Annotated in this window: 11 protein-coding genes; 4 read left to right on the forward strand and 7 right to left on the reverse strand. The window is 62.6% G+C overall.

The features are described 5' to 3' along the window. A partial coding sequence (locus Q8N40_RS13025) for a DMT family transporter (RefSeq protein ID WP_305712106.1) occupies positions 1 to 912 on the reverse strand: 912 nt, incomplete at its 3' end. Positions 913 to 945: 33 nt separating this feature from the next. Next, positions 946 to 1,437 (reverse strand): Fur family transcriptional regulator, encoded by a 492-nt coding sequence (locus Q8N40_RS13030; RefSeq protein ID WP_305712107.1) that lies wholly within the window; start codon positions 1,435 to 1,437, stop codon positions 946 to 948. Positions 1,438 to 1,585: 148 nt separating this feature from the next. Between Q8N40_RS13030 and Q8N40_RS13035 the strand changes: the two genes are divergently transcribed. From Q8N40_RS13035 to Q8N40_RS13045, 3 genes are read left to right on the forward strand one after another with little or no spacing between them, the layout of a single operon-like run. Further along, positions 1,586 to 2,065, forward strand: a complete 480-nt coding sequence (locus Q8N40_RS13035; RefSeq protein WP_305322437.1) for a MarR family winged helix-turn-helix transcriptional regulator — start codon at positions 1,586 to 1,588, stop codon at positions 2,063 to 2,065. Next, positions 2,058 to 3,221, forward strand: a complete 1,164-nt coding sequence (locus Q8N40_RS13040; RefSeq protein ID WP_305712108.1) for an HlyD family secretion protein — start codon at positions 2,058 to 2,060, stop codon at positions 3,219 to 3,221. The genes Q8N40_RS13035 and Q8N40_RS13040 overlap by 8 nt, the downstream gene beginning before the upstream one ends. Before the next feature lie 6 nt (positions 3,222 to 3,227). Beyond that, positions 3,228 to 4,787, forward strand: coding sequence for a DHA2 family efflux MFS transporter permease subunit (locus Q8N40_RS13045; protein WP_305712109.1), 1,560 nt, complete (start codon positions 3,228 to 3,230; stop codon positions 4,785 to 4,787). On the opposite strand, the gene Q8N40_RS13050 is transcribed toward Q8N40_RS13045, so the two are convergent. Together Q8N40_RS13050 and Q8N40_RS13055 are read right to left on the reverse strand one after the other, a co-directional pair. Continuing rightward, the gene (locus tag Q8N40_RS13050) at positions 4,777 to 6,246 is read right to left on the reverse strand and encodes a 1-acyl-sn-glycerol-3-phosphate acyltransferase (protein WP_305712110.1); all 1,470 of its coding nucleotides are present in this window, start codon (positions 6,244 to 6,246) and stop codon (positions 4,777 to 4,779) included. The genes Q8N40_RS13045 and Q8N40_RS13050 overlap by 11 nt on opposite strands. Before the next feature lie 117 nt (positions 6,247 to 6,363). Continuing rightward, positions 6,364 to 7,353 (reverse strand): alpha/beta fold hydrolase, encoded by a 990-nt coding sequence (locus tag Q8N40_RS13055; protein ID WP_305712111.1) that lies wholly within the window; start codon positions 7,351 to 7,353, stop codon positions 6,364 to 6,366. Positions 7,354 to 7,511: 158 nt separating this feature from the next. Between Q8N40_RS13055 and Q8N40_RS13060 the strand changes: the two genes are divergently transcribed. Then, entirely contained in the window at positions 7,512 to 8,033 is a 522-nt protein-coding gene (locus Q8N40_RS13060) for a DUF1993 family protein (RefSeq protein WP_305712112.1), read from the forward strand. A gap of 198 nt (positions 8,034 to 8,231) precedes the next feature. Here Q8N40_RS13060 and Q8N40_RS13065 read toward each other — a convergent pair whose 3' ends face one another. From Q8N40_RS13065 to Q8N40_RS13075, 3 genes are all read right to left on the reverse strand, one after another. Continuing rightward, positions 8,232 to 9,449, reverse strand: a complete 1,218-nt coding sequence (locus tag Q8N40_RS13065) for an ABC transporter substrate-binding protein (RefSeq protein WP_371135687.1) — start codon at positions 9,447 to 9,449, stop codon at positions 8,232 to 8,234. Next, positions 9,446 to 11,929 (reverse strand): MFS transporter, encoded by a 2,484-nt coding sequence (locus Q8N40_RS13070; protein ID WP_305712113.1) that lies wholly within the window; start codon positions 11,927 to 11,929, stop codon positions 9,446 to 9,448. The genes Q8N40_RS13065 and Q8N40_RS13070 overlap by 4 nt, the downstream gene beginning before the upstream one ends. A gap of 95 nt (positions 11,930 to 12,024) precedes the next feature. After that, positions 12,025 to 13,437, reverse strand: a complete 1,413-nt coding sequence (locus Q8N40_RS13075; protein WP_305712114.1) for a hypothetical protein — start codon at positions 13,435 to 13,437, stop codon at positions 12,025 to 12,027. Between the last annotated feature and the right edge of the window lie 90 nt (positions 13,438 to 13,527).

The raw sequence follows: 13,527 nt of genomic DNA on the forward strand, positions 1-13,527 counted from the left end.
CCCGGCAACTTCTGGCCTGTTCACCAGATAAAGCCCCGCGATCACCAGCAGCGCCGCGACGCCGAACGCAAAGGTCAGGGTGTCATGCAGGATGAAGTAGCTGGCGACGACGCCGAACAACGGGGTCATGAAGGTGAAGGATGACAGCTTGCTGGCGGAATAGGTCTTGATCAGCGCGAACCACAGCAGGAACGTCAGCCCGACTACCCAGAACGCCTGGTAGGCCAGCAGCGACACCGACAACAGTCCGGGCATTTGGGTCAATCGTTCGCCGGAGACCCATGCCGCGAAGGCCAGGATCGGAATCGACATCGCGACCTGGTAGCCGAGGCCCTTTTCCGCCGGCGCCCTGAGCAGCGAAGTCGCCTTGACCAGCAAGGTGGTGGCCGCCCACATCGCGCCGCCGGCGACGATCAGGAGATCGCCGAGCAGCACATCGGCATCGACATTGGCCTGCGGCACGCCGATCGCGAGTGCGACGCCGGCAAAGCTCAGGGCCAGACCGGCCCATTGCGACGCGCGCAGCCGCTCGCCGAGAAACGAGTAGGAGCCGAGCGCCACGAAGAACGGCGCGGTATAGAGAAACACCACCGCGCGCGACGCCGAGGTCAGCAGCAGCCCGCGATAGATCAGCACGAATTCGATGCCGAAGATGATTCCGGCGGCGAGGCCCGGCCACAGCGTGCCGTCGCGCGCGAGGAACCTGACGCCGCGCCACCAGCCGATGATCAGCAGCACCGGCAAGGCGCCGACCGAACGGACCAGCGCCTGCATCATCGGCGGCACCTCCGGCAGCACCAGTTTTACGGCGATCTGATTGAAGCCCCAGCTCAGGCACAGCATCAGCATCAGCGCGATGGCGCCCGCGCTGAGCGGACGCCCGGCCGATGGCTGCATTTGATCTGACGGCATTGATCCTCGCGACCGGCTTGGCGCCGTTTCTTCTTATGCGGCCTTCTGGCAGTGCGCGCAGGTGCCGGTGATCTCGACGACGGAGAGCTTTGGCGCGAAGCCCGACGCGCGCGCCGCGGCGTTGAGGCTTTGCGCGACGGGCGCCGCCGGAATTTCGCCGACCGAACCGCAGCGTTCGCAAATCAAGAACGCCACCATCGAGGTCGCATCATGATCGTGCGCGCAGGCCAGGAACGCGTTGCGGCTTTCGATGCGGTGGACGAGGCCGTTCTCCATCAAAAAATCCAGCGCCCGGTACACCGTGATCGGCGCCGGCCGCGGCATCGACTTGGCGAGTTCGTCGATCACCTCATAGGCGCCGAGCGGGCGGTGGCTCGACAGCAGCGCCTGCAGCACCTGGCGGCGGATCGGGGTGAATTTCTGCGCCCTCGCCTTGCAGACCTGCTCGGCATGCAGAATCCCGTCCGCGCTGCAGCGGTCGTGATCGTGATCGGGCGCGGGGAAGGTCGGCTTGGTCAGGGTCATGACAGCCCATGATGTAACGCGGATGGGCCTGGTGGTCCATGATTCGCCAGCGCACTACTGCACTGCAACATGGATAGCCGACCAACTTTAACTTGAAAAGCCCGATTGATAAGCTAGCTTATAATATCGCTTGCATACGGAGATACCCATGCCCGGTTCCGTGGATATGAACTTCCTGTTCACGCTGGGCGAAGTGCAGCGGATGATGCGCGCCTATGCCGACAAGCAGGCGGCGCGCTACGGCATTACCCGCGCGCAATGGGCGGTTTTGGCCAAGGTGGAGCGCACCGAGGGCCTCAAGCAGTCGGAACTCGCCGAACAGATGGAAATGCAGCCGATCACCCTGACGCGGCTGATCGACAAGCTCTGCGAGGCGGGCTGGATCGAGCGCCGCAGCGACGCCAGCGACCGCCGCGTCAACCGGCTCTATCTGAAGAAGGCCGCGCGTCCGCTGCTCGGCAAGCTCGGCGGGCTGCGCTCCGAACTGACCGCGACCGCGCTCGAAGGCATCAATCCGGCCGATGCCCACCGGCTGCTGGCGCAGCTCGAGGCGATCAAGGAAAACGTCCGCAACGCGATCCAGAACCCGGCCGGCGCGCCGCGCGACCAGGAGCAGCAATTTGGCTGATCCAGTCCTCAAATTTCCGCCGGAGCAGAAGGGCGAGCCGCCCGCAAAACCCCGGACCAGGATTGCCGCGGAACCGCGCCGCCGCCTGATGGCGGCGATGCGGCGCTATCGCCGGTTTCTGCTGCTGGTGGTGCTGCCGCTGGTGACGCTGGTGGCCGGGGTCACATTCTACCTCAATGGCGGCCGCTACGTGACCACCGACGACGCCTATGTCGGCGCGCAGAAAGTGCTGATCACGCCCGACGTTTCCGGCAAGATCATCCGCGTCACCGTGAAGGAAGGCCAGCAGGTCACGACCGGCGACGTGCTGTTCCAGATCGATCCGGTGCCGTACCAGCTGGCGGTGGCGCAGGCCCGCGCCAAGCTCGAAGACGCGAGGACCAGCCACGCCAATCTCGTCGCCGACCTCAAGCTCTATGCGCAGACCATCGAACTGGTCAACGCCGGGATCGCGCTGAAGCAAAGAGATGTCGAGCGCAAGAATTCACTGGTGAAGAGCAATGCCGGCTCGCAGCTCGACCTCGACAACAGCGCCACTGCGCTGGTGACCGCGCAAACGCAGCGGCAGCTCGTGACGCAGCGGCGGGCGAATGCGCTCAACCAGCTGCTCGGCGACGCAGATTTGCCGCTCGAACAGTTTCCGGCCTACATGCAGGCCAAGGCCGTGCTTGACGATGCCCAGCGCAATCTCGACCTCAGCACGGTGCGCGCGCCGATGAACGGCACCGCCACCCAGGTCGAGCAGATCCAGCTCGGCCGCCACGTCATCGCCGGCGCGCCGGTGTTTTCCGTGATCGACACCTCGAACCCGTGGGTCGACGCCAATCCGAAGGAATCGGATTTCACCTATGTCGCGGTCGGGCAGACCGTCACCCTCGACGTCGATGCCTTCCCCAATCATGTCTTCAAGGGCACGGTCGGCTCGCTCTCGCCCGGCACCGGCGCGCAGTTCGCGATCCTGCCGCCGCAGAACGCCACCGGCAACTTCGTCAAGGTGGTGCAGCGCATTCCGGTGCGGATCTATTTCGACAAGAACGACAGCTTCGTCCGCAAGCTGAAGGCCGGCATGAGCGTCTACGCCACCATCGACACCAAGCACCGCCGTTCGCTCGCCAATCTGTTCGGCTCGCCGGCGGTGGCGGTGAAGGAGGACTGAGCGGCCATGCCGAGCTCGGCCGCAGCGCCCGTTGCCGTACCCGGCCTGCGCCGGACCATGGTGACGATCTGCGCGATGACGGCGACCATCATGCAGGCGCTGGACACCACCATCGCCAACGTCGCGCTGCCCTATATGCAGGGCAGCCTGTCGACCTCGCAGGACCAGATCAACTGGGTGCTGACCTCCTACATCGTGGCGGCGGCGATCATGACCGCGCCGGTGGGCTGGATCGCCAACCGCTTCGGCCGCAAGCGGATCTTCATCATCTGCTCCGCCGGCTTCACGGTGGCGTCGGTACTGTGCGGCGCGGCGCAGGACATCTACCAGATGGTGCTGTTCCGCGTGCTGCAGGGCGTGTTCGGCGCCGCGCTGGTGCCGCTGTCGCAGGCGGTGATGCTCGATTCCTATGCGCTGCATGAGCGCGCCAAGGCGATGGCGATCTGGGGCATGGGCGTGATGATGGGACCGATCATGGGACCGTCGCTGGGCGCCTGGCTGACCGAGACCTATTCCTGGCACTGGGTGTTCCTGGTCAATTTGCCGTTCGGCATCTTCACCGTGATCGGCCTCATGGTGTTCATGGACGAGACCAAAAAGGACCGCGAACTGCGCTTCGACTGGTTCGGCTTCACCGCGCTTGCGGTCGGTATCGGATCCCTGCAGATCGCGCTCGACCGCGGCGAGCAGCTCGGCTGGCTGAGTTCCACAGAGATCATCGCCGAATTCATCGTCTCGGCCGTCGGCTTCTACTACTTCTTCGCCCATTCGCTGACGACGGCAAAGCCGTTCATCCAGTTCGCGCTGTTCAGGGACAAGAACTTCGTCGGCGGCTGCGTGTTCATGTCGGTGATGGGTGTGGTGCTGTTCTCCACCATGGCGCTGGCGTCGCCGTTCCTGCAGAACGTGCTCGGTTACCCCATCATCACCGCCGGACTGTTGCTGGCGAGCCGCGGCTTCGGCACTTTCGTCGCCATGATGATGGTCGGGCGGCTGATGCGCCATATCGAGGCACGCACGCTGATCATCACCGGCCTCGGCATGACCTGCGTGTCGCTGTTCTGGATGACGGCCTGGACCGACCAGACCGGCGTCAACGAGATCCTGCTGATCAGCATCTTCCAGGGATTTGGTTTCGGCCTCGTCTTCGTGCCGCTCTCCACCGTGGCGTTCCTGACACTGCCCAACCATCTGCGCACCGACGGCACCTCGATGCTGACGCTGTTGCGAAACGTCGGCAGCTCGATCGGCATTTCCCTGGTGATCTCGCAGCTGACCGAGGGGTCGCGATGGAGCTACGCGGTGCTGTCGCAGCACGTCAATCCGTTCAACCATGCCTTGCAGATGCCCGACGTGCGGTCCGTGATCGACCTCGGCACCGACAAGGGCCGCGCGATGCTGGACACTGTCCTCAAATTGCAGGCGCAGGTCATCGCCTTCTCGCACGATTACCAGATGGTGATGATCTTCACGCTGTGCGCGATCCCGCTGACCATCATGATCGGATCGAGCAAGGCTGCGCTGCGCAAGCAGTCGCTGCCGCCGGAGCATGCCGTCATCGAGTAGCGGCGATCAACGCGGCATCGCCGGTTGGTGCCGGCGCCGCGGTATTCTCGAACAGATGCGCGATGGCGTTGGCATAGTATTTCAGCAGGATCAGCTCGTCCGGGTTGGCGCGGTAGTTGCCATCCTCTTCCTCCAGCACCAGATGGCGCAGCGTCAGCATGCGCAACCCCACTGCGATCGCATAGTCGCGGTCGGCGCGCGGGATGTGGACATAGGTGCCCTGGGCCTCCAGCACGCCGATCAGGCTTGAGACCCGCTGCTTGATGTCGAGCAGAGAGAGCGGATTGTCGCCGGCCTCCAGCACCGCGGTCGAGACCAGCGAGACCGGCAGCGCCGGGACCACCCGGCCGACGGCCTGCATCAGTCTGTTGCCGAGCTTTTCGGTCTCGGCATGGCGCGCCTCCGGCGCCAGCAGGCGGAAATCGATGTTGGCGTCGGCGACGTGCTTGCGCAGCGACACCGGCTCGCCGAAGCTGACGCAGGTATAGCCGAAGCGATGCCACTCGCCGCGGATCGCCATCCCGATGTGGCGGAAGACGTGGCTCGCGAAGACCCTGGCGTTGAAGCCGAACACGGGCTTCTTGCCCGGCTCGGTATTGGCGGCGGAGGTCAGCATGCGATCCTCCAGCACGCGGTCGTAATTGACCGCGACGGGAACGAACACGACGTCGCGCGCGCCGAGCGGATCGAAGCCCGCGACCATGTAGCTCAACAGTCCGAATTTCGGCGGGCGCAGCCGGCCGTCGCGGCTGAGGCCGCCTTCCGGAAAGATCGCCTGCGTCACGCCGGCCGACGTCGCCATGTGGACGTAGCGCGCCAGCACCTTGCGATAGAGCCCCTCGCGGGAATCCCGGCTGATGAAATAGGCTCCCATCGAGCGGATCAGGCCGCGCAGTCCCCAGACCTGCGCCCATTCACCGACGGCATAGCTCAGCGCCGACGAGGTCGCCGCGACATAGGTCACCAGCACGTAATCCATGTTGGAGCGATGATTGATGACGAAGATGACCGAGGATCCGGGATCGACCCTGGCCAGCGCGTCGTCGTTGCGGTAGCCGATGCGGACGCGATAGAGCATCTGGGAGATGCTGCGGGCGATCCGCGTCCCCACACGAAAATAGGCATAGGCGCTGAACGAGGGCACGATTTCCTGGGCGTAGCGCTTCACCTTCTCCATCGCGACCTCGCGCGGCACGCCGGCTTCCCTGGCGTATTCGTCGGCCGCGTGCAGCACTTCGGGATCGAACACCAGACGGTCGATCAGCACCTGGCGCTTCGTCAATTTGAACGGCTGGATGCGAAGTTTGAGACGGGTATTGAGTTCATCGATGGCGCGGTTGGCGCGGCGGCGCAGCGCCCAGCGCACGCTCGGCATCAGGATGCGGTCGATCACCGCCAGCGCCGCCAGCACGGCGACGATGATGACGACCCATAGCGGCACGGCAATCTGCGACCCCATAGCGCCCCCTGTCTCGCCGCCTTCCATGGATCGCCCCGCCGGCCAGGGCGTCCCTCTGATCAGGATACCATCGAAGGCGTCGCCTCGCCGCAAGAGGCTTTGTGGCCTCGCGCACCCTTAAATTGACGCTCGTGGGGGGCCCTCCGGGGCTGTCCGCATGGGCGCGCCCGGCACGAAGGCATCGAAGGCCGCCCAGAATTGCGCGCGATAGAGGTCGGCTTCCTGCAGGATTTCATGCCGGGCGCCCTCGATTGCCAGATACGATCCCGCCGGCAGCCGGGCGGCAAACTGCTCGATGGCCGCTTCCGATACGATGCGATCGGCGCCCGCCGCCACCATCAGAACCGGGGCAACGATCCGCAACGGGTAATCCGCGGCGTCAAATTCGACCATGGTGTCGAATGCCGCGTCCAGCCATGCCACCGTAGGCGAACCAATGCCGAGCGCCGGATCCTGCGCCAGAAGCGCGGCGTTTCGCGCATAACGCCCGGGGTCGGTGGTGAGCGGATTACCCGGAAAACCCGATGCCCTCGCCCGGTCGACATTGCTGCCGGGAACGTAGCTGTTGCCGAAGCCCACCAGGCGCAGCATCCGCATCAGAATGCGCAGGGGCCACGAGGATCGCGGTTGAGGCAAGTCGATCAGCGGGGCGGCGAGAACCATCCGCTCGAACCAGCGTCGGCCGGAATGCGCGGCGCGCAGCATGACAGCGCCGCCCATCGAATGCGCCAGCGCAAAATAGGGCGGCGGACAATCGGGGAGCACCACAAGCCGCATGAAGGTCTCGACGTCGATCTCGAACTCCCGGAAGTTCGCGACATGCCCCTTGCGCGGATCGGGCAGTTGCCGCGACGAATGCCCCTGCCCGCGCCAATCCAGCACAGCGACGGCAAAGCCGCGTTGCTGCAGGTCGCGCACCGTTTCGAAATATTTCTCGATGAACTCGCTGCGCCCGGTGAAGACGCAGACGGTGCCCTTGACCTCCTCCTTGCCATCATCAGGCGAAGCCCAGCGCGCGAAACGCAGTGTCACGCCGTCCGGCGTCTGGATCATGCCGGTTGCGGCACCGTCAGGACAGGGATTGCCGGGGATGGACACGAAATTCATTGCAAAAGGGGGCCCTGGCTGGCTCTTAAGCCCGCATATTGCACGACCACGAACCGAAAGGCACTGTCTTGCTTCCACCCCGCGGGCCCGATTGCAATCGGCGTCAATTCCGGGAAATGTCCGGCAAGAAACAGACAACGTAACGGGAGACTTCCGCCATGGCCTTTTCACTTTACGACGCCACCGTCGCCAACTACCTGCAGACCCTCGGCGCCGTCAGCGGCTTTCTCGACAAGAGCCTGACGCATTTTCGCGAGAAGGGCATAGATCCGGCCGAACTCGTCGAGTCGCGATTGGCATCCGACATGGCGCCGCTGCGCTTCCAGATCGTCTCGGTCGCCCATCACTCGCGCGGCGCGATGGAGGCGGCCCAGAACGGCGTGTTCACCCCGTCGATGGGAAAACCGGACCTCGACTATGCCGCGCTGCAGGCGATGGTGACGGAGGCGCGCGACGAACTCTCGGCCCTGACGCCGGAGGCCGTCGACGCGCTGATCGGCCGCGACGTCACCTTCAAGCTCGGCGAGCGCGCGCTGCCCTTTACGGCGGAAGACTTCCTGATGTCGTTCTCGCTGCCGAACTTCTTTTTCCACGCCGCCACGGCCTACGACATCCTCCGCCACAAGGGGGCGCCGCTCGGCAAGCGCGATTTCATGGGCAGGATGAAACTGAAGGGGTGAGAGAGTAGCCGATGCGCCCCGCGATCTCGGGGGCTCTTTGGCGGAGCCTGCGCCAGAAGTTTCTTGCCGAAAGTATTTAGCTGCGAACCCGGCGCTGACAAGCAGAAAAAATTCTGATCACGTCTGCACCCGCAGAATGTATTAGCTACATTCGCCTAGTCGGCCACGCAACGTGACCCTGATCAAACGGAAACAGCTCTAATTCGACTTCCTGCCGACTGTGCGCGCCGGCTGGCCTTCATAGTCGTAGACGAACGTCGCGGTCTCGAAGAATCTAAACGGCACGCGCAGACCGATTTCGCGGGCTTTCAGGAAACTGACGGCAATGTCGGGCGGCGAGACGATGCCTACCTTGAGCTGGCCCGGATCGGACCTGCCGCTGAGGATGTCGGTGCCGTAGACTGCGGCGAGGTGCGCGTTGCTTTCGAAGCTGATGCCGACCGCGAGTACGGCCGTATTCTGGCCCGCGGTCACGATCTCGGGGATCATGCTGACCACCGGAATCCGGCCGGCCTTTTCATTGATGGTTTTGATCTCACGGAAAACGGTGGTGCTCCCGGTGATCAGGAAGATGCTCTTGCTGAGATCGAAATCGTTTTTTTGCATCGTGCGCACCGCATCAGGGATAATCTGCGCCAGTTCCTCGCTCGCCTTGGCGGGGTTCTGCACCGTGCCCATGTAGACTTGGATACCCTGCTTGCGCGCGCGCGCGGCGACGGGCTCGGCCTGAGTCTGAACTGCACTGATGTTCTTGCTGTCGACGAGAATCGCGAGATTCTTCAGGTCCGGCTTGAACTCCATTACATAGGCGAGTTGCACTTCGACCGGCATGTTGAGCGAGGTGAAAGCGAAATTGGTTCGGCTGCCGCTATCGTAGTCCTTCATCTGCCCGAGTTCTACCGGATCCTTCGAACAGACGGATACCACAGGAATGTCGCCGCCCCGGTAATTGTCGTAGAGCCAGGCCGTCGATTCCGACCCCATGGCGAAGATCAGATCGAACTTGCTCTTCTCGGCAAACTGGATCGTCTCCTTGCCGCGCACGTGGTTCAATTCGAAGTTGATCACGGTGAATTCGGCGTTCTGGCCTTTCGATTCAAAAACACTGAGGATTTTTGTGATGGCGATATCGTAGGCCGACGAGGACCGGGGATAGAGGACCAGCACCCGCCGTAGCGTACCGCGCTGGTCCGCCGACTGTATCTCCGCCGATTTTCGCCGAATCGACACGAAGGTTGGCCTGGCAGGGTCACCCGCCACATCCCAGGTCGCGTCGATTTCGCCGCCGTACTTGAACCACGCGGAAAACGGCCGATTTTCCGCTGCAGCCGTCGCCGTCAGCGACAGGGGCAGCAGAGCCGCAAGGATGCCGCGTATGACGAACGTCGGTCGAGGAGCAAGCTTGACGATCATCACAGGGCCTCCGACGGCAAGTTGCGGACCGGCGGCTGGACGAAATTGCGGGCCACGAACAAAAGTCCGAGGCATGCGATCCCGATGCCGATCCAGACGATGACCATCGCGTCCTGTCCAAAGATCAGGAAGACCTGCGCCATGACCATCGGTCCGACAATATGGCCGGCCCGCTCGAGGAACCTGTAGGTCGTCGTCACCGGGTTCACACCGATGCGATTCCCGAGCCTGGACTGGCCGACATGGGTCACTACGGGCGCATTGATAAAGCCGTGCGCGATACCGACGAGGATGGTCCCGGCAATCAATGCGCCGGTGCCCAACGGCCCGCTGCCGGCGAGCGCCGGGCTCATGAGCCCGATCAACATCAGCCCGCCCCCACTCAGGATGGCGCCCCAGAACAACACCTGTTCGCTGTTACTGGTGCGATCCACCAGACGCGAGGCAAAACCCGTCGCCACCATGACCGCGAGGCCGTACAACATAACGATCTGCCCGATGTCCTCCGAACGGTAGTTGTATTGAACGAGCAACAAGGGCATCGCAAAGGTGATCGTTCCGGTAAGGATCGCCTTGGCGGGAACGCCAATGCAAAGCAAGGTCTTGATGAACTCCGGATCGGACGTGACGTCCCGGATGTCGCGCACCAGCCGGCGCGCCGCAGCGACCAGTCCGCTGGCGATCCGGGCCTGGTCGTTGACGCGCGGCAGGCGCAACAAGGTATAGAAGATGGCGGCGAAACCGATCGCGCCGGAGACCATGAACACTCCCGACGGCTGCAGGTAATTCACCAGCAGGGAGCCGAGCGCCATTCCGGAAATCAGGCCGCCCTGAAATCCGAATACAATGATCGCAACGCCCTGTGTCTTCTTCTGCGGCGAAGCCACCGCCAGAATGTAAGCCTGCACGCCGATCAGCAGCATGCCCTGGCCCAGTCCCGCGATCCCACGCAAGATGCTCAGTTCGGTGATTCCGATCGGCATGTACATCCCGGCCACACCCGCGGTTGCCAGCAGCAACCCTGCCAGGATCACCGGCTTCGGCCCGTACCGCTCCACGAAATTTCCGGCCGGCAACAAGCTGAACGCGAAGCACAGATAGTAGGCCGTGAAGGGAATCGAAGCGTAACCGACCGACAAACCAGCAACCGCCGCCGCGTTCTGCATGAAATTCGGGAGGAAGGAATATGTCAGGCTGTCGAGGAAAACAGCGAGAAAGAAGATAGGCTTGATCATGACCAATGCCGCGTCCTCCGCCGATGCCCGATCGGGCTCGGCAGCGTCAGGCGAAAATTGGTTGGCCCTGAAGTTTTGCAGGGATGTGGCAACTTGCAGAAACAGTCCCGCCAGCAGCGCCGATGCTACGAACAAAGCCGCGAGGTTCTTGACGCTGCGAACCACCCTGTCGACGACCGCGTCCTTTGGCACCGTCACGACAAGATGCACAATCCGCTCCCGCTGATCGGGGCGGGAAAGATTGATGTTGAATTCGAAATATCGCGGATCCGCGCTCCATTTCTTGCCGATCTTGGTCGCGTCGCTGTGGATTTGAATGATCTCGTTCTCGATCAGCGCCGCGTCGCTGATCTCAGTGTTCAGGCGCCTGTAATCGCTGAAGATGCGCGGCATGCCCTCGAAATCCTTGAAATGCAAATTGAATTCAACGATATCGCTCAAGCGCTGCGCCAGCGTGACGACCGAGGCCCTCGATTTTCCCTGCACACCTTCGTAGTATAGTCCGACGATAGCAAAGACGACCGCGACCGACATCGCGACGAAGGACATCGTATAGCCGATCTGCAGCCACGGCACGCGCGCCCGGGGAAGATACGGCAATGCAAACACGAAGACGACCGCGAACACGGCCGCCAGTCCAACGGACAGATAAATCAACGGGTGAAAGGTGGCGCGCAGTTTCTTCGACACGACGTCCGTGTTCGATGAAACGACGAGGCTGCCCACGGTTTCGAACCGGGTGCGCAGCGGAATGACGATCTGATAATGCGTTGCGCCATATTCGACCGCGATGTCCCGCTTCACACTTGAAACGGCGCTGGGAGGCTCCGGCAGTTTCGGATTCAATTTGTCGATCGCCGCGAAAATCTCGCGTCCGACCTGATCGTAAACCGCCGCCGCATCGATATCTTCGCCTTCCACTATCGGCATTGCCAGCGTATTGAAGCCGGCATATTGCCGAAGCGGCAGCCCGTCACGCAGGAATTTCTCGATGTAACTCTGCATGAGCCGAGCATGAGCGGTGATTTTTTCGATATGGATCTGCTCGTAGGTGCGCTTGCTGTCCCCGTAACTGACGTAAAGAAGCAGCGTGAGCGAAGCGGCGGTCACGATGAACATCGTGAACCCGTCGACCAGTCGACTGCCGAATCTTCCTCCCCACATATTTCCTCGCTGCTTTACGCAACTCCGATGGACTTCGATCTGGCTGAACTCATCGTTCTTCCCGAGTCGCTCGGTCGAACGCAAAAGGATCTGAACGACCGTCTGGTACTCTAGGAGAAATGTGATAAATCCGGGTTAATGCCACAATTCCGAGCCCCGTCCGGCCTGTTTGGCACGGATTACTTCGAGATCTTGATGTCCGGGGCTTGATCGCGGGGGTCCGGGCCGCATCCGCCGATGGCGTTGGCGCAACCGGCAGCCACTGCTTCGTTGCCGGTCTTGAGCGCCTGGATCGAGGCGTTGAGCGCCAGCACGTTGAGGTCCGTTGCCAACTCGTTAAACGATATCTGCGCGTCGTCCGGTGCCGGCGATCGCATGAAATCGAAAAGATTAGGCGTTTCCAAGAGGTCAGATAGATGCCCAACCGCGCCGCGGCGGTGAGCGAACAGGAAGTCGAGACGGTCGGCCAACAGCGACAGAATGAGATCGTCGTATTCCATACCGGCTTCGAACAAGCCGGCGGATACGATGCTTGTGACGCCTGCAGTCGGCTTTCTGAGATCCGGCTTGGGGTTGGCCTCGAGAACGAAGAGCTTTCCGTTCGCATCTGCGCGCAAATCCAGGCGGATCAGCGAGCCTAGATTGAATTCGAGATAAGTCTCGCGGCCAAGACGCCGCATTTCGTCCAGCAGCTTCGCGTCGCGGCGGGGATCGACCGGCTTCAGCCGATCCTCGGTAATCGGGCTCTTGTCCATCGACGTGAATATCCGCTCGTCCGGCATCAGCACACGCTCGAGGGCAGCGAACGTGAACGGACCAGAGCCGCGGGTAAGACGACCACCGGGCGCGACGATAGGTCCCGTCACCGCGATGCAATACTCGCGGCCGGGCAGGTATTGCTCCACCAGCACGACATTATCGGTGGCGCCATAGACCTGAGCAATGGCAGCGGGCAGACTTGCAACGTCGGGCACCACATGAACGTGCAGCGATGCCCGACCCGAAACCGGCTTGACCACGAAAGGCCCGTCATAATCGGCAAATGCCCGCTTGAACCGGCTGTTCAAGTCGGGACGGAATGGACCCCGCGCCATGCTCCAGGTGGTGAACGAGGGCGTCGGAATTCCGGCGCAGACAGCCTCCCGCTTGAACGAGTGCTTGTTGTCGAGCGTCGTCGCCGCGAGCGGGTCGTGGCCCACATAAGGCACGCCCATCATCTCCAGCATGGCCGAGGCATGTGCGGCTGGATTGTAGCCCTGCACCCCGCCCGTATTGAGCCATGCCAGGTGAATACCCTGGCGTCGCAGCCGATCGCCGAGACGCATATCATCTGCCATGAGATCGACGTGATGGAATCCCTGCCGCCTGAGCGACGCGGCGATGTCTTGCGCTACCGCCTCGTAGCTTTTCCAGGATCGCGTATTGCGCGCCTGGTAGACGACGCCTTCGGAGTTCGATTTGTCGCCGCCGAAGATGACCGCCAGGCGGGCACGGGATTTCAGGCGCTCGATTTTTTCCCCGAGCACCGCCATATCGGCCGCTTGCACCGCCGTGGCCCGCGCCTGCGCAAGCGTCAGCTTCGATCTTAACATGATAAGGTCCCGTCCGTTTTCGGACCACTGCGAGCAGCTTGCGGCACGACAATAAACTTGGAGTAAAGCCCACGCACCCGGGAACTGCTA

Origin of the sequence: Bradyrhizobium sp. (genome assembly GCF_030693485.1) — a bacterium.
Lineage (GTDB): Bacteria > Pseudomonadota > Alphaproteobacteria > Rhizobiales > Xanthobacteraceae > Bradyrhizobium.